Source organism: Streptomyces sp. NPDC058008, from assembly GCF_042886395.1.
Lineage (GTDB): Bacteria > Actinomycetota > Actinomycetes > Streptomycetales > Streptomycetaceae > Streptomyces.
This window is the reverse complement of sequence record NZ_JBHVQX010000013.1, coordinates 190581-209860: the sequence shown is the minus strand read 5'-3', so window position 1 is coordinate 209860 and position 19280 is coordinate 190581. Positions and strand designations below refer to the sequence as shown.

General features: G+C 73.4%; 17 protein-coding genes. 5 read left to right on the top strand and 12 right to left on the bottom strand.

Annotated features, from left to right (window positions below):
* Positions 1 to 279: 279 nt before the first annotated feature.
* Complete coding sequence (locus ACFVS9_RS15885) at positions 280 to 1290, bottom strand: GlxA family transcriptional regulator (protein WP_383117770.1); 1011 nt, start codon at positions 1288 to 1290, stop codon at positions 280 to 282.
* Between the two features lie 74 nt (positions 1291 to 1364).
* Here ACFVS9_RS15885 and ACFVS9_RS15880 point away from each other — a divergent pair, with 74 nt between their 5' ends.
* Positions 1365 to 1949: a cysteine hydrolase family protein gene (locus tag ACFVS9_RS15880; RefSeq protein ID WP_389932643.1), complete on the top strand. Its 585-nt coding sequence runs from the start codon at positions 1365 to 1367 to the stop codon at positions 1947 to 1949.
* Positions 1950 to 1953: 4 nt separating this feature from the next.
* Here the strand turns inward: ACFVS9_RS15880 and proC are convergent, their stop codons facing one another.
* From proC to ACFVS9_RS15850, 6 genes are all read right to left on the bottom strand, one after another.
* On the bottom strand, positions 1954 to 2763 hold the full coding sequence (gene proC / locus ACFVS9_RS15875; RefSeq protein ID WP_389932640.1) for a pyrroline-5-carboxylate reductase: 810 nt from the start codon (positions 2761 to 2763) through the stop codon (positions 1954 to 1956).
* Positions 2764 to 2828: 65 nt separating this feature from the next.
* Positions 2829 to 3587, bottom strand: coding sequence for an ABC transporter permease (locus ACFVS9_RS15870; protein WP_389932637.1), 759 nt, complete (start codon positions 3585 to 3587; stop codon positions 2829 to 2831).
* Complete coding sequence (locus ACFVS9_RS15865) at positions 3584 to 4411, bottom strand: ABC transporter ATP-binding protein (protein ID WP_389932634.1); 828 nt, start codon at positions 4409 to 4411, stop codon at positions 3584 to 3586. Before ACFVS9_RS15865 ends, ACFVS9_RS15870 begins: the two co-directional genes overlap by 4 nt.
* A gap of 33 nt (positions 4412 to 4444) precedes the next feature.
* Positions 4445 to 5245: a class I SAM-dependent methyltransferase gene (locus ACFVS9_RS15860; RefSeq protein ID WP_389932632.1), complete on the bottom strand. Its 801-nt coding sequence runs from the start codon at positions 5243 to 5245 to the stop codon at positions 4445 to 4447.
* A gap of 88 nt (positions 5246 to 5333) precedes the next feature.
* Positions 5334 to 5873, bottom strand: a complete 540-nt coding sequence (locus tag ACFVS9_RS15855; protein WP_383117776.1) for a hypothetical protein — start codon at positions 5871 to 5873, stop codon at positions 5334 to 5336.
* A gap of 34 nt (positions 5874 to 5907) precedes the next feature.
* Complete coding sequence (locus ACFVS9_RS15850; protein ID WP_383117777.1) at positions 5908 to 6237, bottom strand: SH3 domain-containing protein; 330 nt, start codon at positions 6235 to 6237, stop codon at positions 5908 to 5910.
* 123 nt (positions 6238 to 6360) lie between these two features.
* On the opposite strand from ACFVS9_RS15850, the gene ACFVS9_RS15845 reads away from it, so the two are divergent.
* Entirely contained in the window at positions 6361 to 8502 is a 2142-nt protein-coding gene (locus ACFVS9_RS15845; RefSeq protein ID WP_383117778.1) for a PQQ-binding-like beta-propeller repeat protein, read from the top strand.
* 34 nt (positions 8503 to 8536) lie between these two features.
* On the opposite strand, the gene ilvD is transcribed toward ACFVS9_RS15845, so the two are convergent.
* The 4 genes from ilvD to ACFVS9_RS15825 form a co-directional block, all read right to left on the bottom strand.
* Positions 8537 to 10387: a dihydroxy-acid dehydratase gene (ilvD, locus tag ACFVS9_RS15840; RefSeq protein ID WP_383117779.1), complete on the bottom strand. Its 1851-nt coding sequence runs from the start codon at positions 10385 to 10387 to the stop codon at positions 8537 to 8539.
* Between the two features lie 207 nt (positions 10388 to 10594).
* A complete protein-coding gene (locus tag ACFVS9_RS15835) occupies positions 10595 to 11218 on the bottom strand; it encodes a TetR family transcriptional regulator (RefSeq protein WP_383117780.1) in 624 nt (207 codons plus the stop codon).
* Entirely contained in the window at positions 11215 to 12024 is an 810-nt protein-coding gene (locus tag ACFVS9_RS15830; protein WP_383117791.1) for a sugar phosphate isomerase/epimerase family protein, read from the bottom strand. The genes ACFVS9_RS15835 and ACFVS9_RS15830 overlap by 4 nt, the downstream gene beginning before the upstream one ends.
* A 95-nt stretch (positions 12025 to 12119) precedes the next feature.
* Positions 12120 to 13067 (bottom strand): Ppx/GppA family phosphatase, encoded by a 948-nt coding sequence (locus ACFVS9_RS15825; protein WP_389932626.1) that lies wholly within the window; start codon positions 13065 to 13067, stop codon positions 12120 to 12122.
* 32 nt (positions 13068 to 13099) lie between these two features.
* On the opposite strand from ACFVS9_RS15825, the gene ACFVS9_RS15820 reads away from it, so the two are divergent.
* Positions 13100 to 13942 carry a hypothetical protein gene (locus ACFVS9_RS15820; protein ID WP_389932623.1) on the top strand — a complete coding sequence of 281 codons (843 nt, stop codon included), beginning with the start codon at positions 13100 to 13102 and terminating at the stop codon, positions 13940 to 13942.
* Positions 13943 to 14561: 619 nt separating this feature from the next.
* On the opposite strand, the gene ACFVS9_RS15815 is transcribed toward ACFVS9_RS15820, so the two are convergent.
* Entirely contained in the window at positions 14562 to 16382 is a 1821-nt protein-coding gene (locus ACFVS9_RS15815) for a hypothetical protein (protein ID WP_389932620.1), read from the bottom strand.
* Positions 16383 to 16517: 135 nt separating this feature from the next.
* On the opposite strand from ACFVS9_RS15815, the gene radA reads away from it, so the two are divergent.
* Together radA and disA are read left to right on the top strand one after the other, a co-directional pair.
* Positions 16518 to 17930, top strand: coding sequence for a DNA repair protein RadA (radA, locus tag ACFVS9_RS15810; protein WP_383117784.1), 1413 nt, complete (start codon positions 16518 to 16520; stop codon positions 17928 to 17930).
* Between the two features lie 80 nt (positions 17931 to 18010).
* Positions 18011 to 19135, top strand: a complete 1125-nt coding sequence (gene disA / locus ACFVS9_RS15805) for a DNA integrity scanning diadenylate cyclase DisA (RefSeq protein WP_383117785.1) — start codon at positions 18011 to 18013, stop codon at positions 19133 to 19135.
* The last annotated feature ends 145 nt before the right edge of the window (positions 19136 to 19280 follow it).

Here is a 19280-nt window from a genome sequence, read left to right as displayed (position 1 = left end):
TTTCCCTTTCCGGCGAGTCCGACTCTATCAGATCCTTTCGGGCCTGATTCCCAGTCAGCGGGGTTCGTCTTCCCGGCCCTTGGGCCGTTCCGACGAGTGAGACTTTAGCGGAATCCCCGGCCCCGACGCTAATCGGGCTCCTTCGAACGCTGATTCCTCATTTCGCACGTGCGCACATAAAAACGCACGACAGATGTCGTTCGTTTCGAGTGGTTACTGCGGAATGGCTGTCCGGGGACCGACCGGAGTCGGAGCTCACGTCGGACAACTCGGAGCACACTACGGATGCATGCCGGGCGTGTCAACCCCGGTCGGGCCGCCCCGGTCGTGGAAGGCGCGCCTGTAGTCGCGCGGGCTGGTGGTCAGGTGTGTCGCGAAGTGCTGGCGCATCGTGATCTCGCTGCCGAACCCCGCACGACGGGCCACCTCGGGGAGGGGCAGGTCGGTTCTCTCCAACAGCTTCTGCGCTGCGGCGACGCGCTGGATGATCAGCCACCGCATCGGCGTCGTCCCGGTGGTGGCCTGGAACCGGCGGGCGAACGTGCGGGCCGACATGCCCGCTCCGGCGGCGAGGGTCGCGACCGTGTGCGGTTCCGCCAGACGGGTCAGTACATGGGCGCGGACCTCCGCCAAGGCGTCCGCGTCACGGTCGGCGCGTGGCGTGGGGTGCTCGATGAACTGCGCCTGGGTCCCCGTGCGGAACGGGGCCGTGACCATCGAACGCGCGATCGTCGCCGCCGCTTCGGCTCCGTGGGCGGTCCGCACCAGGTGCAGGCACAGGTCGATGCCCGCCGCGGTGCCGGCCGAGGTCCAGATGTTGTCGTCGTGGAGGAAGAGGGCGTCCCGCGTCACGGTCACCCGCGGATGCAGTGCCGTGAGCAGTTCGGTCAGGTCCCAGTGGGTGACGGCCCTGCGGCCGTCCAGGAGCCCGGCCTGGGCGAGGGTGAACGCGCCGCCGCAGAGCGCCGCGAGGGGAGTACCCCGGTCGTGGGCGCGTCGCAGTGCTTCGAGCACCGGACCGGGCGCGGGCGTCCGGTGGTCGTCGAGTCCGGGGACCACGACGAGGTCCGCGCCGGCGAGCCAGTCCAGGGTCCGGTCGGGGGCGAGGGAGAGCCCGCCCCTGAGCTGGACGGGTCCCGGCTCGCCCGCCACGCGCCGCAGCTCGAAGGCGGGTACCCCACGGTCGGTGCGGTCCACCCCCCACACCTCGGTGATGACCGAGACGTCGAAGGCGCGGATGCCGGGGAAGGCGACCAGGGCGATACGGGTGGGGTCCGGGAGCGCGGTCATCGTGGCAGTAAAACATCGATCGATGGCTTTCGCGCCTCTGGGAACGGTCCGCCGCCGGGAGCAGAGTGGCGTGCATGGAGATCGCGGAGAGCGCAGCGCTGGTGGTCGTCGACGTACAGCAGGGGTTCGAGGAGGAGGCGTACTGGGGGCCGCGTGACAATCCGGAGGCCGACCGGAACATCGCGAGGCTGCTCGACGCCTGGCAGCCGAGCGGCCGGCCCGTCGTCTTCGTACGGCACGACTCGCTCACGCCGGACTCACCCCTGCGGGAGGGATACCCGGGGAACGCGTTCAAGGGGTACGTCGAGGAGAGGCGGGGAAGGGGGCCGGGGCCGGAGCTGTTCCTGACGAAGTCGGTGAACTCGGCCTTCTACGGGACCCCCGATCTGGACGCCTGGCTGCGGGAGGCCGGGGTACGGCAGATCGTGGTGGCGGGGATCCAGACCAACATGTGCGCGGAGACGACGGCCCGCATGGGCGGCAATCTCGGCTACGAGGTCCTCTTCGCGCTCGACGCGACCCACACCTTCGACGCGGTGGGCCCGTGGGGGTGGAGGCTGAGCGCGCGGGAGCTGGCGCGTGCCACCGCCGTGACCCTGCACGGCGGTGGGTTCGCGAGTGTCGTGCGCACCGAGGACCTGGTGGCCTCGGTGGCGTAGCCGCTCAGCCGTTGCCGGTGGCCAGCTCGCGGCTCCGGTCGCGGGCGGCTTCGAGGGCCGCGATGAGGGCGGCCCGCACCCCGTGGTTCTCCAGCTCCCGGATGGCGCTGATCGTCGTGCCGGCCGGGCTGGTCACGGCCTCGCGGAGCTTGACGGGGTGTTCACCGCTGTCGCGGAGCATCACCGCCGCTCCGATGGCGGCCTGGACGATCAGGTCGTGGGCCTGGGCGCGGGGCAGGCCGAGCAGGATCCCGGCGTCGGTCATCGCCTCGACGAGGAAGTAGAAGTACGCGGGTCCCGAACCGGAGAGCGCCGTGGCCGCGTCCTGCTGGGACTCGGGGACCCGGAGCGTCTTGCCGACGCCGCCGAAGATCGACTCGGCGTGAGCGAGGTGTTCCGCGGTGGCGTGGCTGCCCGCGGAGATGACGGACATGCCCTCGTCGACCAGGACGGGGGTGTTCGGCATGACGCGGACGACCGGGGTGCCGGGGGCGAGGCTCTCCTCGATGAAGGCGGTGGTGATCCCGGCGGCCGCGCTGATGACGAGGCGGTCGGCGGTGAGGTGGGGGGCGAGCTCGTCGAGGAGCTTGCCCATGTCCTGGGGCTTCACCGCGAGGATGAGGATGTCGGCGCTCTTGGCGGCCTCGGCGTTGGTGACGGCCTCGACGCCGTAGCGCGTACGGAGCTTCTCGGCGTGCTCGGGGCGGCGGGTGGTCACCAGCAGGTCGCCCGGCCGCCATCCGGCCCTGATCATGCCGCTGAGCAGGGCCTCGCCGATCTTGCCTGTACCGAGGACTGCGACGGTCTGGGTCATGCGGTTCATCCTCCGGGTGGCGGTGCGCGGTACGCGGGGTGGTTCGCCATCCTCGCACCGCGCCGTCACGCGGTGCGGCGGCGGAGGGTGGCGGCGCCCAGGCAGAGGACGAGCAGCGCACAGCCGGCGACGATCAGGACGTCGCGCGTGAAGGCCGCGGTGACGCCGGTGTGGGTGAGGACCTGGTTCATGCCGTCGACGGCGTAGGACATCGGCAGGACGTCGGAGACGGCTTCGAGGACGGGGTGCATCCGGTCGCGCGGTGTGAACAGTCCGCACAGCAGCAGCTGCGGGAAGATCACGGCGGGCATGAACTGGACGGCCTGGAACTCCGAGGCGGCGAACGCCGAGACGAACAGGCCGAGGGCCGTGCCGAGGAGCGCGTCGAGCAGGGCGACCAGGAGCAGCAGCCAGGGGGAGCCGACGACGTCGAGTCCGAGGACCCACACGGACATCGCGGTGGCCAGGAGGGACTGGAGGACCGCGACGGCGCCGAAGGCCAGCGCGTAGCCGCCGATCAGGTCGCCCTTGCCCAGGGGCAGGGCGAGGAGGCGCTCCAGGGTGCCGGAGGTGCGTTCGCGCAGGGTGGCGATCGAGGTCACCAGGAACATCGTGATCAGGGGGAAGACGCCGAGCAGTGAGGCGCCGACGGCGTCGAAGGTCCCCGGGCCCGCGTCGAAGACGTAGCGCAGCAGCGTGATCATCAGGACCGGGACGGCCAGCAGCAGCGCGACGGTGCGGGGGTCGTGGCGGAGCTGGCGCAGGACGCGTGCGGCGGTGGCGAGCATCCGGGCCGGGGAGAGGGCGGGGGTGCGGGTGCTCATCGGGTCTCCTCCCGGCGGGCGGCGGCGTCTTCGTCCGCGTCGGGTGCGTCCGTGGGCGTCGGGCGCCCCGCGGCTCCGTCCACGAGCCGGAGGAAGGCCTCCTCCACGGTGGCGGAGCCGGTACGGGCGCGGAGGGCGTCGGGGGTGTCGTCGGCGAGGATCCCGCCCTCCCGCATGAGGAGCAGCCGGTGGCAGCGCTCGGCCTCGTCCATGACGTGGGAGGAGACGAGGATCGTGGTGCCCCGCTCGTCGGCCAGGGTGTGGAAGAGGTTCCACAGGTCGCGGCGCAGTACGGGATCGAGGCCGACGGTCGGCTCGTCGAGGACCAGGAGTTCGGGGGTGCCGAGCAGGGCGACGGCGAGGGAGACGCGGCTGAGCTGACCGCCGGAGAGGGTACCGGCGAGGGCGTCGGCCCGTGCGGTGAGGTCCACGTCCCCGAGGGCGCGGGTGACCGCTTCCGCGCGGGAGTCCCGGTGCCCGCGTCCCGGCCGGAGCACGGCCGCGAAGTAGTCGAGGTTCTGCCGCACGGTCAGGTCGGTGTAGACGGACGGTGCCTGCGTGACATAGCCGACGCGTGCGCGCAGGGACGGGTGGCCCGCGGGGCGGCCGAGGACGTCGAGCGTTCCCGTGACCTTCGCCTGGGTGCCGACGACGGCGCGCAGGAGGGTGGACTTGCCGCAGCCGGAGGGGCCGAGGAGACCGGTGATCCTGCCCGGCTCGACGGTGAAGCCGAGGCCGCTCAGGACGGTGCGGTCCCCTCGTACGACGGTGAGGTCACGCGCCCGGACGGCCCCCGCGTCCGTGGCACGCAGAGAATTCATCATGCGATGAATATTGATCCCGCCGAAGGGACCGCGTCAAGGGACGGCGTCCACCGGCGTACGGGGTCGGCGCACCAGCACCGCGAGCTCCACCACGTAGCGCTCCTCGACCCTTCCGTCGGGGAACACCCGGGCCAGATGTGCGCGCTCCTCGTCCAGGAACCGGCGGGTGGACTCCTCGCCGGCCGCGCCGCGCACGAGGAAGGCGGAGTGGCTGGAGAGGTTGGCGAGATGGGTGGCGGCCGGCACCGTCCTGGACCACCGCAGCAGCCGTCGTGTGAACGTGCCGCCGGACAGCCGCGCGAGGTTGCGGGAGCCGGCGCCGCCCGGAGTGCCGTGGGCGCTCTCGTCCGCCCCGAAGTGACGCCGCAGCCGGGCGTCCTGGTCGGCGGCCCAGCGCACGGAGTGGTCGGAGACGTTCCACCAGAGCGCGAGGGCGCCGCCCGGACGCAGGACGCGCAGCGCCTCGGGGAGGGCCAGCTCCGGGTCGGTCCAGTGCCACGACTGGGCGTAGGTGATCAGGTCCGCCGACGCGGTGGCGAGGGGCAGGCGGTTGCCGTCGCCCCGGACGAGCGGCACGGACGGCAGCGTCCTGTGCAGCTCGGCCGCCATCCCGGGACCCGGCTCGACGGCGGTGACCCGGGCGCCGCGGGCGTCCATCAGCCGGGTCGCGATGCCCGTGCCCGCGCCGACGTCGACGGCGCGGGCACCGTCCAGCGGGCGGCCGGCCAGTTCCTCGACGGTGTCCAGGAGTGCGGGCGGGTATCCGGGGCGCGCCGCCGCGTACAGAGCGGCGGCGCGGTCGAACGAGAGGGCGCGGGGCGTGGATGCGGGCATGGCCTCATCGTGCACGCACTCCGGCGTACGCGAGGCGGTTCCGGAACGTCACCCGCGCCCGGAGCGCTCCGCCCGCGTCAGGGGCGCGTCACCCGCGCCGCTTCCCCTTGGCGCCCTTGCGGGCCGCCGGGTTGCCGGTCCGGGCCGAGCGGCGCTTCGTGTACTGGGCCAGCGCCGTCTCGTACTCCGTGCGCCGCAGCTTCTCGCCCGGCGCCTCCTGGAAGGAGCGGATGAAGTAGGCGAGGAGCGAGCCGATGAAGCCGATCGACTTGAGGCCGCGCAGCCTGTCCTCGTGGGCCGGGTCGGCGGGGCGGCGGGTGAAGCCCTCCCAGGTCTTGCGGAAGGCGATGGCGCTGCACACGGCGAACATCAGCACGACCAGCATGCCGACGAGGCCGCCCACCTCGGCGATCTCCAGGCCCTGGTAGGCGAAGCGCAGGACCAGGCACGCGACGACGGCCGCGACGAGGGAGCCGGCGGTGGCGGCCGCGCGCCGCAGCCCGTACCCGCCGTCGTGGTCGACCCAGGTCGTACCGAAGAAACGGAGGGGTTCGGGCCGCGGCCCTGGCGCGGTGCCGCCCGAAGGCGTGGCCGGGGACGTTCCGGAGGCTTCGCTGTTCTCGCTCACGGAATCGATTGTCCCAGGACGCGTGGCGGTGCTGTCAGTCGCAGCGCGGCGCGATGTAGCCGTCACTGCCCGTTCTGACGTAGGCGTCCGACACGAACTGGCCGTTGGCGATGTTGTCCCAGATGTTCGACGTGCCGTACGGGCCGGAGACCCGCTCCCCCGGCTTCTGGCAGTACACCGGGACGCTCATGCCGTACGGCAGCGTCCGCACGATCCCGTACTGGGTGCCGGGCCCCCTGCGGACGTTGACGCGGTAGCCGGGAGCGATCGGGTAGACGACGGTGGCCGCGGCGAGCGCCGTCGCCTCCCCCGCCGCCGCGCCGTCCGCCGTGACCGTGCCGACGGTGTTCTCCTCAACGCCCATGAAGGCCTCCCCCGTTGAAAGTGGTGCGTGTGACGCGCAGGCTAACAAGCCCCACGTTCCTCGCACGCACCATCGACTAGGCTCCGTGCGTCGCGCTTGCGGACGAACACACGGGGGTGGGCGATGCCGCCGCTGCGAGGGACCGGATCACATCCGGAAGCGGAGCATCCTGAGTACGCCGGGCAGTACCGGCTGGAGGCATGTCTCGGAGCGGGCGGCATGGGTGTCGTACACCTGGCGCGCTCCGCCTCGGGGCTCCAGCTCGCGGTCAAGGTGGTGCACCGGCAGCATGCGGCGGACCCGGAGTTCAGGGCACGTTTCCGGCAGGAGGTCGCGGCGGCCCGGCGGGTCAGCGGAGCGTTCACCGCGCCGGTCGTGGACGCCGACCCGGGAGCGGTGCTGCCCTGGATGGCCACCCTGTACGTCCCCGGCCCCACGCTCTCCGCGCAGGTGAAGCGGAACGGGCCGATGAGTCCCGCCGAACTGCGCAGGCTGACGGCCGGGCTCGCCGAGGCCCTGCGCGACATCCACCGGGCCGGGGTCATCCACCGCGATCTCAAGCCGAGCAACGTCCTGCTCCCCGACTCCGGGCCCAAGGTCATCGACTTCGGGATCTCCCGGCCCTACGACAGCGATCTGCGCACGGAGACGGGCAAGCTGATCGGGTCGCCGCCGTACATGGCGCCCGAGCAGTTCCAGCGGCCCCGCGAGGTCGGTCCGGCCGCGGACGTGTTCGCGCTGGGGGCGGTGCTGGTGCACGCGGCGACGGGCCGGGGGCCCTTCGACTCGGACAGCCCGTACCTCGTGGCCTACCAGGTGGTGCACGACGAGGCCGACCTGGCCGGGGTGCCGGCGGACCTCGCGCCGCTGGTCGGGCGCTGCCTGGCCAAGGACCCCGCGGACCGTCCCACCCCGGACGAGATCATGGCCGCGCTGCACCCTCCGTCGTACGAGGCCGCCGCCTTCATACCCGTCCAGCGCAGGCCGCCGGCCGTCGAGTCGGTGGAGGCGGAGGAGGGGACCACGCACGTGCGGGCGGGCGACGGGCTGCCGACCGGACCCGGGACGGCCACGCGGCCTCGCGGGCGGCGTCGCCTCGTGGCCGCCGCGGCGGCACTGCTGGTGGTGGCCGGAGGCCTGTGGGCGGCCGGATTCCCGGGCGGCGCCGGAACCCCTGAGCCGGAGGCCGGAGCGCCGGAGGCCCGCCCGGCCGCGTCCCTGCCGTGGCGGACGGCGCTGCGCCCGGCGGGCGGCTCCACTCCTTCCTGCGTCCCGGGGGCCGACGCCGCGCTGTACTGCGTCACCGCCGGGGCCGGCACGTCCCGGCTGGATCCTTCGGACGGCGACGTCCTCTGGTCGCACCCGGACACGTCGTCGAAGGGACCCGGCGGCACGGTCGCCGCGGGCCCGGCCTTCACCGTCGTGGCCGGCGGCACGCTCCGGGCGTACTCCCCCGGTGACGGCGCGGAGCTCTGGCACACGGGGCTCTCCGCCTATCTGGACACCCCCCTCCCGGCGGGCGGCTCTCTGCTGGCGGTCCGCCAGGACGGGACGGTGCAGGCACTCGACGCGGCGACCGGCGGCTCACGCTGGCGGCACGCCGTCCCCGGGCACACGATGCCGGGGCTCGCGCTGTACGACGCGGAAACCGCTCTCGCGTACGCGTTCGAGGGCTCGGCGGACGGGACCACCACCCTGGTCACGGCCGTCGAGGCGGAGACCGGCGGCACGGTGTGGCAGCGCAGGCTGGACGGGATGCTCACCCCGGCGGGGGCGTCGGGCGGCGCGCTCCTGCTCACCGCCATGAACGAGCGCTCGCAGACCACCGCGCTGGTCCGCTACGACCCGGGAACGCGCGGCACGACCCGCATCGCGCTGCCCTTCCGGATGAACGGGCCGGAGACCGTGGTGGACGGGGACACGGCCCTGCTGCTGGAACGCGGCGGGACGCTGCTGGCCCTGGACACCCGTGCGGGCGCCGGGCGCGCGGAGCGGTGGCGGCTGGAGACGGCCGTCGGCATGACCTCGGCGCCGGTGCTCGGACCGGGCGGACGGCTGTACTTCTCGGCTGCCGACGGGCGGCTGCTCGCCGTCGGTACGGAGCGCGGGGCGCTCCTCGGGCAGACCCGCCCCCGGCTCACGGACGGGAAGCTCGGCCACGCCTCGTCCCTGCCCGCCCCCGTCGTGGTGGGCGGGAGCGTCGTCGGCACCGCCCCGGACGGGTCCGTCTTCGCCGTGGACGCGGACGACCCCGCCCGCTGGTGAGACCAGGGACGGGGCCGGACGGGACCGCCGGGGTTCAGCCGAGCTTGGAGACGTCGCGGACGGCGCCCCGGTCCGCGCTCGTGGCCATCGCCGCGTAGGCGCGCAGGGCCGCCGAGACCTTGCGGTCGCGGTTCTTCGGGGCGTACACGCCGTTCAGTGCCGCGCGGCGGGCGGCGAGCTCCTCGTCGCCGACGAGCAGCTCGATCGAGCGGTTCGGGATGTCGATCCGGATCCGGTCGCCGTCCTCCACGAGGGCGATCGTGCCGCCGGACGCCGCCTCGGGCGAGGCGTGCCCGATGGAGAGACCGGAGGTGCCGCCGGAGAACCGGCCGTCGGTGACGAGCGCGCAGGTCTTGCCGAGGCCGCGGCCCTTCAGGAAGGACGTCGGGTAGAGCATCTCCTGCATGCCGGGGCCGCCGCGCGGGCCCTCGTAGCGGATGACGACGACGTCGCCGTGCTCGATCTCCTTGCGGAGGATCTTGTCGACGGCGTCCTCCTGCGACTCGCAGACGACGGCCGGGCCCTCGAAGGTCCAGATCGACTCGTCGACGCCCGCCGTCTTCACGACGCAGCCGTCCACGGCGAGGTTGCCCCTGAGGACCGCCAGACCGCCGTCCTTGGAGTACGCGTGCGCCACGTCGCGGATGCAGCCGCCGGCCGCGTCCAGGTCGAGGGTGTCCCAGCGCTCGGACTGGGAGAAGGCGGTCGCGCTGCGGACGCAGCCCGGGGCGGCGTGCCAGAGCTCCACGGCCTCGGGGGACGGGGAGCCGCCCCGGACGTCCCAGTCCTTCAGCCACTCGGCGAGGGTGTCGGAGTGCACCGCGTGCACGTCCTCGTTGAGCAGCCCGCCGCGGTGCAGCTCCCCGAGCAGGGCGGGGATGCCGCCCGCCCGGTGGACGTCCTCCATGTAGTACGTGCCGCCGGGGGCCACGTTGGGGGCGACCTTGGACAGGCACGGGACGCGGCGCGAGACCTCGTTGATGTCGTCGAGGTCGTACGCCAGCTCCGCCTCCTCGGCGGCGGCCAGCAGGTGCAGGATCGTGTTGGTCGAGCCGCCCATGGCGATGTCCAGCGCCATGGCGTTGTCGAACGCGGCGCGGGTGCCGATGGAGCGCGGCAGGACGGTCTCGTCGTCCTGCTCGTAGTAGCGCTGGGTGATCTCGACGACCGTGCGGCCCGCGTTCTCGTACAGCGCCTTGCGGGCGGTGTGCGTGGCGAGGACGGAGCCGTTGCCGGGCAGAGACAGGCCCAGGACCTCGGTCAGGCAGTTCATCGAGTTGGCCGTGAACATGCCGGAACAGCTGCCGCAGGTGGGGCAGGCGTTCTCCTCGATGCGGAGGATGTCCTCGTCGGAGACGCTCTCGTCGACCGCGTCGCTGATGGCGTTGACCAGGTCGAGCTTGCGGACGGTGCCGTCGACGAGGGTGGCCTTGCCTGCCTCCATCGGACCGCCGGAGACGAACACCGTGGGGATGTTGAGGCGCATCGCGGCCATCAGCATGCCGGGGGTGATCTTGTCGCAGTTGGAGATGCAGATCAGGGCGTCCGCGCAGTGCGCCTCGACCATGTACTCGACGCTGTCGGCGATGAGGTCCCGGGAGGGCAGGCTGTAGAGCATGCCGCCGTGTCCCATGGCGATGCCGTCGTCCACCGCGATGGTGTTGAACTCGCGGGGCACCGCGCCCGCCGCCTTGATCGCCTCGGAGACGATCCGGCCGACGGGGGCGAGGTGGGTGTGGCCGGGCACGAACTCGGTGAAGGAGTTGGCCACCGCGATGATCGGCTTGCCAATGTCCTCACTGGCTACGCCGGACGCCCGCATAAGGGCGCGGGCGCCCGCCATGTTGCGGCCGTGGGTGACAGTGCGGGACCTCAGCTGGGGCATCGTCGCTCGCTCCTTCGACAGAAAAGACTGTCTCCGAGCGTACGCCTCCCGTGCCAAGATCTGGACATACTGTCCGGCACTCGGGACGGGGTGCCCGGTGGGCGGGCAGCGGGGAGGCCCCTCAGCGGCCGCCGGACCGCCACGGGAGCACCCGGCGGCGACGGGACCGGACCGGGGCCGGCCGGCCGGACCGCGGGCGGGCTGCCCTCACTCCTCGCAGAGGTACCGCTGGAGCGTGGGGGCGACCATCGCGATGATCTCCTCCGGGTCCGCCGACGCCAGGGGCTCCGCCCGGATCACGTACCGCAGGATCGCGATGCCGATCATGTGGGAGGCGGCGAGCTCCGCACGGAAGGTCGGGTCCGGCACCTCCAGGTCCGCCGCGATCCGCTCCAGCAGCCGGCGCAGCACGAAGCCGCGCAGCACCTTCGCCGCCGCCTCGTGCGTGAGCGCGGAGCGGACGACCGCCAGCAGCGGCGCCCGGGACGCCGGGTTCTCCCACACGCCGATGAAGTACCGGGCCAGCCGCTCCCCCCGGTCCTGGGAGGGGCCGCCCAGGATCTGGGGGATGACGAGAGCGGGCTCGAAGGAGACCTCGACGGCCGCGGCGAAGACCTCGTCCTTCGTACCGAAGTAGTGGTGGACCAGGGCCGCGTCGACGTCCGCCGCCCTGGCGATGCCGCGGACCGACGTCCTGTCGTAGCCGCGCTCGGCGAACTCCGTGCGGGCCGCCTCCAGGATCCGGGTCCTGGCGTCGGGGCCCCCGGCGTCCGCCGTGCGGGAGGGCCGGCCCCTGCGCCGGGCGGGCGGGCCGTCGGCGCCCGGGGTCACGGGCGGGGGGTCCGCGCCGGCGACGCGAGGTGGAGCCGGGTGAAGGCGAGCGCCTCCGCGAGGTCGGCCTCGCGTTCGGCCGACGACATGGCGCGGCGGGTGTTGACCTCGATGACCACGTGCCCGTCGAAGCCGGTACGGGCCAGCCGTTCCAGCAGTTCCGCGCACGGCTGGTCGCCCCGGCCGGGCACCAGGTGCTCGTCCTTGCCGGAGCCCTTGCCGTCGGCGAGGTGGACGTGCGCGAGCCGGTCGCCCATCCGGTCCACCATGGCCAGACCGTCGGTGCGCGCGGTCGCGGTGTGCGAGAGGTCCACGGTGAAGTGCCGGTAGTCGTCGTCGCTGACGTCCCAGGCGGGGGCGTACGCGAGCATCTCGCGGTCCCGGTAGCGCCACGGGTACATGTTCTCGACGGCGAAGCGCACATCGGTCTCGTCCGCCATGCGCCAGATTCCGCTGACGAAGTCGCGGGCGTAGTTGCGCTGCCAGCGGAACGGCGGGTGGACGACCACCGTCGACGCGCCGAGCGTCTCGGCCGCCGCCCTGGCCCGCTGGAGTTTGACCCAGGGATCGGTGGACCAGACCCGCTGGGTGATCAGCAGACAGGGCGCGTGCACGGCCAGGATCGGCACCTGGTGGTAGTCCGACAGCCGCCTCAGCGCCTCGACGTCCTGGCTGACGGGATCCGTCCAGACCATGACCTCGACACCGTCGTAACCCAGGCGCGCCGCGATCTCGAAGGCCGTCGCCGTCGACTCCGGATAGACGGAGGCCGTCGACAGGGCGACCTTCGCATCCGGGATGCGCACCACTGGTTCTGCCACCTGGCCAGGGTACGGGCAGCGGCAGGCGGCGCCGAGGGAGCCCGGCTGAAAGTGAGAAGGACCATGAAGGGGAGGCGGGGTCAGACCGTGGCGGCCTGCTCGGCCGGCAGGTGGTCGAGGCGGCGCAGGATGACTCCCTCGCGCAGCGCCCAGGGACAGATCTCCAGCTCCTCGACCCCGAAGAGGTCCATCGCGCCCTCGGCGACGAGCGCCCCCGCGAGGAGCTGGGCAGCACGCCCCTCGGTGACCCCGGGCAGACCGCCCCGCTGCTCGGCGGTCATCACCGAGAGCTTCGGCACCCACTCCTCCAGTGCCTTGCGGGTGAGGACGCGCTGTACGTACAGCCCCTCGCCGGAGCGGGCGGCGCCGGTGATCCGGGCGAGCTGCCGGAACGTCTTGGAGGTCCCGACGACGTGGTCGGGCGGTCCCAGCCGGGTGAACTCGCCGACCGTACGGGCGATACCGGCACGGACGTGGCGGCGCAGCGCCCGTACGGCCGCCGGGTCCGGCGGGTCGCCCGGGAGCCAGGCGGCGGTGAGGCGCCCGGCGCCGAACGGCAGCGAGACGGCGGCGTCGGGCTCCTCGTCCATCCCGAAGCCGACCTCCAGCGAACCGCCGCCGATGTCCAGGACGAGCAGCTTCCCGGCGGACCAGCCGAACCAGCGGCGGGTGGCCAGGAAGGTCAGCCGGGCCTCCTCCTCACCGCTGAGGACGGTGAGGGCGACTCCGGTCTCGTCCCGCACGCGGGCCAGCACCTGGTCCGCGTTGCGCGCCTCGCGCACGGCGGAGGTGGCGAACGCCAGCACGTCCTCGCAGCCCTTGTCCTCGGCCGCCTGGAGGGCGTCGGCGACCGTCGCCACGAGGCGGTCCACACCTTCGGGGCCGATCGCCCCGTCCTTGTCGAGGAGTTCGGCGAGCCGCAGCTCCGCCTTGTGCGAGTGGGCGGGCAACGGACGGGCGCCGGGGTGCGCGTCGACGACCAGCAGATGCACCGTGTTCGATCCCACGTCGAGGACTCCGAGTCTCATACGGGAACGCTACTGCGGCTTACTCTGGGCAGGTGCCAAAGACGAAAAAGGCGAAGCCGGACAAAGCCACGAAGAAGCAGCAGAAATCGAAGCGGGAGACGCAGCAGCCGGAAGCAACGGGGCCGGACGGGCCCGACGAGAAGGGCCTCGACTTCGCGCGGGCCTGGGCCGAGTTCCCCGACCCCGCCGACGACGAGCAGGTCTTCCGCTGCGATCTGACCTGGCTGACGTCCAGGTGGACCTGCATCTTCGGCAGCGGCTGCCAGGGGATCCAGGCCGGCCGTGCGGACGACGGCTGCTGCACGCTGGGCGCGCACTTCTCCGACAAGGACGACGAGAAGCGGGTGGCCGGGCACGTCGCGCGGCTCACACCGGAGCTGTGGCAGTTCCACGACGTCGGCACGAAGACCGGCTGGGTCGGTGTCGACGAGGACGGTGAGCGCCAGACCCGGCGCTGGGAGGGCTCCTGCATCTTCCAGAACCGGCCCGGATTCGCGGGCGGCGCGGGCTGCTCGCTGCACATCCTCGCCCTGCGGGAGGGCAAGGAACCGCTGGAGACCAAGCCGGACGTGTGCTGGCAGCTGCCGGTGCGCCGTACGTACGACTGGATCGAACGGCCCGACGACACGCGCGTGCTCCAGATCTCGATCGGGGAGTACGACCGCCGCGGCTGGGGTCCGGGCGGTCACGACCTGCACTGGTGGTGCACGTCGGCGACGTCCGCGCACGGGGCGGGTGACCCGGTCTACGTCTCCTACCGGCCCGAGCTCACCGAGCTGATGGGCAAGGAGGCCTACGACCGGCTGGCCGAGCTCTGCGAGCAGCGGCTGGCCGCGCTGCTGCCGATGGCACCGCATCCGGCGGATCCGGCCTGACCGGAGGGGTGGGAGCAGAGCTGGAGCGGGGCCGGAGCGAGGGTGGGGCGGCAGCGGAGGACGACCGGTGGCGGGGCTGAGAATGGGCTGAAAACAGCTGCTCGCCGACCCGCCGGAAGGCTCTGAGGGCCCCCGGCGGAGGCCCTCCGGCCCCTTCGAGGGCTGCGGGAGGACCCTGGTGGGGGTGCTCCGGCCCGCCGGAAGGCTCGGGGGAGAGCCCCGGCGGTGACCCCTCGCCCCGGGCGAAGGCTCCGGGAGGGTCCTGGCGGAGACCTCTCGGCCCGTCCGAAAGCTCCACAAGCGTCCCGGCGGAGACCCTCCAGCCCGCACGAAGGCTCCGCCAGGACCCCCGGCGGAGACCCCTCGGCCCGTCCGAAAGCTCCACAAGCGTCCCGGCGGAGACCCTCCGGCCCGCCCGAAGGCTCCGCCAGGACCCCGGCCCGCCGTGTACGGACGCCTCGGCCCGTTTCGCCGTCCGGTCCGCACCTCTGTGGCGTCCTTGTCCGCACCCCTGTGACGTCCTTGTCCGCACCCCTCCGGGGTCCCCGGTCCGCACCCCTGTGACGTCCCGGTGTGCGGCGCACAAACGTTCCGTCGTGCACCGGGGTGCCGTTCGCCGTCAGCCCGTGGGCCCGGACGGTTCGTCCGGGCTCGCCGTCGGGCCGGACGACGGGGTCGGTGAGGCGGATCCCTCCGAGGGCGACGGTGAGGGCCCGGGTGACTCCGGCGGGTCCGTCGCGGGATCCGTCGGTGTGGGCGTCGGGTCCGGCGTGCCGGTGGGGTCCGTGGGGCTCGGGTCGGGATCCGGCGACGGGGGCGGGGAGGACGACGAGGGGCCCGGGGTCCCCGTGGACGGCTCCGTGGCTCCGGGGCGCGGGGCCGTCGCGCCGTGACCGGTGATCGCCACGGCGGTCCCCGACGGGGCGAACAGGACGCGGGCGCCCCACGCCCCCCGCGGCTCGGCCGAGCGGTTCACGAGGACGTGCACGGTGGTGCTCCGGCCGGCCGCGAGCGTGCCCGACGTGCGGCTGAGGCGCAGCCACGCGGCGTCCCCCCGCGCCGACCAGACGACGGCTTCATCCCCCGTCGCGGTGAGCGTGATCACCGTACGGCCGCCGGACGAGCGGGCCGAGACCGCGAGCGAGCCCGGGCCGTCCGGATCCGCGCCGGCGCTCACGACCTCGGCCGACACGTCCGGGCTCCCGGCGCCGTCCGTGAAGCCGCCGTCGGGACCGGCCTCGCCCGCGTCCCCGTGGGGGCCGTACGGATCACCCTCGGTGCCGGGCCGCCCGGCCACGTCGCTCGCGGTGATCGATGTGCCGCGGCCCTCGCCGGTCAGCGGCGCGCCCCGGTAGGCGGCCCACAGGGCGATCACGGGGGCGGCGACGACGGTCGCGACGACCGTCGTCGTCATGACCCGGGCACGCAGCCGGTCCCGGCGCGCGGCGTGGTCCTTGGGGTCCAGCGGGAAGCCGGTCCGGCCGAAGCGCGGGGCGCCGGAGCGGGAGCGGCGCGCGTGCGTCAGGGCCACGCGGACCGAGGGGCGGGGCGCCTCGACCACCCGCAGCGGCGCGACCGGGGTGACGGTCGCCCCGGGCCAGGGGCCCGAGGCGCCGGCCCGCTCGGCGGCGCGGCGGCAGCGGGGGCAGTCGTCGACGTGCCGGACCAGCTCGCGGCGCAGGGCCGCCGAGAGCAGCACCTGGTGGGCGCCGGTGAGCCGGGCGACGGCCGCGCAGTTCCCCTTCTCCACGACGGCGAGGGCGGCGCGGGTCCGCTCCACCTCGCAGGCGGCTCCGGCCAGCAGCTCCCTGGCGCTTCCGGGGTCGAGGCCGAGGACGGCGGCGACACCGCGCGGGGTGAGCCCGTGGCGCACGGCGAGTTCGAGCGCCTCGCGCTGCTCGGGAGTGGTGCCGGCGGCCTCGGGCCAGGCCAGCTGCGCGAGTTCGCGCCGGCGCGCCTCGGTGACCGGGGACTCGGCGGGGGCCCCGGGAACGGCGGCGTCCTCGGGCGTGCCGTGGGTGCGGCGGGTGCCCCCGTGGGCCGCCGGGCCGCGCGGTGCGGTCGGGCGCCGGTGGGCCTGACGACCCCGCCGCTGCTCGGTGAGCGCCCGCAGACAGGTCCACCTGGCCAGGGCGTACAGCCAGGATTTACGTTCCTCCTCGGCCGCGGGGCACCGGCCGTCCTGCCGTTCGGCGATCACCAGGACCGAGCCGAGCGCCTCGGTGGCCGCCTCGTGGTCGCAGAGCACGGAGAGGCAGTAGGTGAAGAGGCCGTCGAGGTACGGCTCGTAACGTGCGGACGACCGCCGCGCCGGGGGGCCCGCCTCGCGGCGGTGCGCCCGGTGTGCGCCGGTGGTGTGCGTGGGGGTCCCCAGCCTGCTGCTCGTCACCTTGCGACCGTAGGCAGACGCGGGAGACACCCTGGCGGTACTTTCCGACATTTAACCCTTACGAGTGACGCTCCCCCTCGAAAGAGGACAGTGATCCCGGATTCCTCCGTAACCACCGCATCGGGCACATGTTCGCCTCCCGTGCCCACGCCCGGTGCTGTCGGTCCTCACCTATACGGTGACGCCATGGCTGCCCGTACGAAATCCGCGAAGGACCGGCCCTCCTACCGCTGCACCGAGTGCGGCTGGACGACCGCCAAATGGCTCGGCCGCTGCCCCGAGTGCCAGGCCTGGGGGACGGTCGAGGAGTTCGGCGGCGCCCCCGCGGTCCGCACGACGGCGGCGGGCCGGGTGTCCACCGCCGCCCTGCCGATCGGGCAGGTCGACAGCCGGCAGGCGACCGCCCGCTCGACCGGGGTCGGAGAGCTGGACCGCGTGCTCGGCGGGGGGCTCGTGCCGGGCGCCGTCGTGCTGCTCGCGGGCGAGCCGGGCGTCGGCAAGTCGACGCTGCTGCTGGACGTGGCGGCCAAGGCCGCGAGCGACGAACACCGCACGCTCTACGTCACGGCCGAGGAGTCGGCCAGCCAGGTGCGGATGCGGGCCGACCGGATCCGGGCGATCAACGACCACCTGTACCTCGCCGCCGAGACGGACCTCTCGGCGGTCCTGGGGCATCTGGACGCGGTCAAGCCGTCCCTGCTGGTCCTGGACTCCGTGCAGACCGTCGCCTCGCCGGAGATCGACGGCGCCCCCGGCGGCATGGCCCAGGTCCGCGAGGTCGCGGGAGCGCTCATCCGGGCCTCGAAGGAGCGCGGCATGTCCACGCTCCTGGTGGGCCACGTCACCAAGGACGGCGCGATCGCGGGGCCCCGCCTCCTGGAGCACCTCGTCGACGTGGTGCTCTCCTTCGAGGGCGACCGGCACGCACGCCTCCGTCTCGTGCGCGGCGTCAAGAACCGGTACGGCGCCACGGACGAGGTCGGCTGCTTCGAGCTGCACGACGAGGGCATCACCGGGCTGGCGGACCCCTCCGGGCTCTTCCTCACCCGCCGCGACGAGCCGGTGCCGGGCACCTGCCTGACGGTCACCCTGGAGGGCAAGCGCCCCCTGGTCGCCGAGGTGCAGGCGCTGACGGTCGACTCCCAGATCCCCTCGCCCCGGCGCACCACCTCGGGCCTGGAGACCTCCCGGGTCTCGATGATGCTGGCGGTCCTCGAACAGCGGGGCCGGATCAGCGCGCTCGGCAAGCGGGACATCTACAGCGCGACGGTGGGCGGCGTGAAGCTCACCGAGCCGGCCGCGGACCTCGCGGTCGCGCTGGCGCTGGCGAGCGCGGCCAGTGACACACCGCTCCCCAAGAACCTGGTCGCGATCGGCGAGGTGGGCCTCGCCGGTGAGGTCAGGAGGGTGACGGGGGTCCAGCGCAGGCTGGCGGAGGCGTACCGTCTCGGGTTCAAGCACGCCCTGGTCCCGAGGGACCCGGGGCAGGTCCCGGCCGGCATGAAGGTCACGGAAGTGGCCGACATGGGCGACGCCCTGCGAGTCCTCCCCCGCCGCTCTCGGCCGGACGGACCACAGGACGACGGCGCACGCCGGTAGACTTTGCCCTGGTCTCGCCCGCCCGTACGAACGGTGTGAGGGACGCAAGGGCACCGCAAACCTGTGACCGGAGGAGTGCAGTGGCAGCCAACGACCGGGCAGCATCGCCCGGAAAGTCCGGCCAAGGCACGGGTAACGAGGCGCTGATGCGCGCCTCGTTGAGCGCGGTCGCGCCCGGAACGGCACTCCGCGACGGCCTGGAGCGCATTCTCCGCGGCAACACCGGCGGACTGATCGTCCTCGGCATGGACAGAACCGTCGAATCCATGTGTACCGGCGGATTCGTGCTGGACGTGGAGTTCACCGCGACCCGCCTGCGCGAACTGTGCAAGCTGGACGGCGCGATGATCCTCGACAAGGAGATGACCAAGATCCTGCGGGCCGGCGTACAGCTGGTCCCGGACGCCTCCATCCCCACCGAGGAGACGGGCACCCGGCACCGCACGGCGGACCGGGTCTCCAAGGCGTGCGGTTTCCCCGTGGTGTCGGTCTCCCAGTCGATGCGCCTGATCGCGCTCTACGTGGACGGGGAGCGGCGGGTCCTGGAGGAGTCCTCCGCGATCCTGTCCCGTGCCAACCAGGCGCTCGCCACCCTGGAGCGGTACAAGCTCAGGCTGGACGAGGTCGCCGGGACGCTCTCCGCGCTGGAGATCGAGGACCTGGTGACGGTCCGGGACGTGACGGCGGTCTCCCAGCGGCTGGAGATGGTGCGCCGGATCGCGACCGAGATCGCCGAGTACGTGGTGGAGCTGGGCACCGACGGCCGCCTCCTGGCCCTCCAGCTGGACGAGTTGATCGCCGGTGTGGAGCCGGAGCGGGAGCTGGTCGTACGCGACTACGTCCCCGAGCCGACCGCCAAGCGTTCCCGCACGGTCGGAGAGGCGCTGGCCGAGCTGGACACCCTCACCCACACCGAGCTGCTCGAACTGCCCGTGGTCGCACGGGCACTGGGCTACAGCGGATCGCCCGAGACGCTGGACTCGGCGGTCTCCCCGCGCGGCTACCGGCTGCTGGCGAAGGTGCCCCGGCTGCCCGGGGCGATCATCGAGCGGCTGGTGGAGCACTTCGGCGGCCTGCAGAAGCTGCTCGCGGCGAGCGTGGACGACCTCCAGGCCGTGGACGGGGTCGGCGAGGCGAGGGCCCGGAGTGTGCGCGAGGGTCTCTCGCGGCTGGCGGAGTCCTCGATCCTGGAGCGGTACGTCTAGGCACCGGTAGCCGGCCGGAGGGCCAGGCCTACGCCGGACCGTGAGGGCCTGCCGTCCGCCCGCCGGCAGATCCGGCGGCGGTACGCCCGGCCCGCGCCGTGCGCTCCGTGCCGGAGGCAGGGCGAACGGCCGTAGGTCAGCGTGA

What these genes read in the sequence shown, in the direction of transcription:
- proC (WP_389932640.1), bottom strand. Translation starts at nt 2,763, where the DNA reads ATGACCCAGACCGTCGCAGTCCTCGGTACAGGCAAGATCGGCGAGGCC.
- radA (WP_383117784.1), top strand. Translation starts at nt 16,518, where the DNA reads ATGGCTGCCCGTACGAAATCCGCGAAGGACCGGCCCTCCTACCGCTGC.
- ACFVS9_RS15815 (WP_389932620.1), bottom strand. Translation starts at nt 16,382, where the DNA reads ATGTCGGAAAGTACCGCCAGGGTGTCTCCCGCGTCTGCCTACGGTCGC.
- ACFVS9_RS15870 (WP_389932637.1), bottom strand. Translation starts at nt 3,587, where the DNA reads ATGAGCACCCGCACCCCCGCCCTCTCCCCGGCCCGGATGCTCGCCACC.
- ACFVS9_RS15850 (WP_383117777.1), bottom strand. Translation starts at nt 6,237, where the DNA reads ATGGGCGTTGAGGAGAACACCGTCGGCACGGTCACGGCGGACGGCGCG.
- ACFVS9_RS15860 (WP_389932632.1), bottom strand. Translation starts at nt 5,245, where the DNA reads ATGCCCGCATCCACGCCCCGCGCCCTCTCGTTCGACCGCGCCGCCGCT.
- ACFVS9_RS15845 (WP_383117778.1), top strand. Translation starts at nt 6,361, where the DNA reads ATGCCGCCGCTGCGAGGGACCGGATCACATCCGGAAGCGGAGCATCCT.
- ACFVS9_RS15880 (WP_389932643.1), top strand. Translation starts at nt 1,365, where the DNA reads ATGGAGATCGCGGAGAGCGCAGCGCTGGTGGTCGTCGACGTACAGCAG.
- ACFVS9_RS15865 (WP_389932634.1), bottom strand. Translation starts at nt 4,411, where the DNA reads ATGATGAATTCTCTGCGTGCCACGGACGCGGGGGCCGTCCGGGCGCGT.
- ACFVS9_RS15885 (WP_383117770.1), bottom strand. Translation starts at nt 1,290, where the DNA reads ATGACCGCGCTCCCGGACCCCACCCGTATCGCCCTGGTCGCCTTCCCC.
- ilvD (WP_383117779.1), bottom strand. Translation starts at nt 10,387, where the DNA reads ATGCCCCAGCTGAGGTCCCGCACTGTCACCCACGGCCGCAACATGGCG.
- ACFVS9_RS15825 (WP_389932626.1), bottom strand. Translation starts at nt 13,067, where the DNA reads ATGAGACTCGGAGTCCTCGACGTGGGATCGAACACGGTGCATCTGCTG.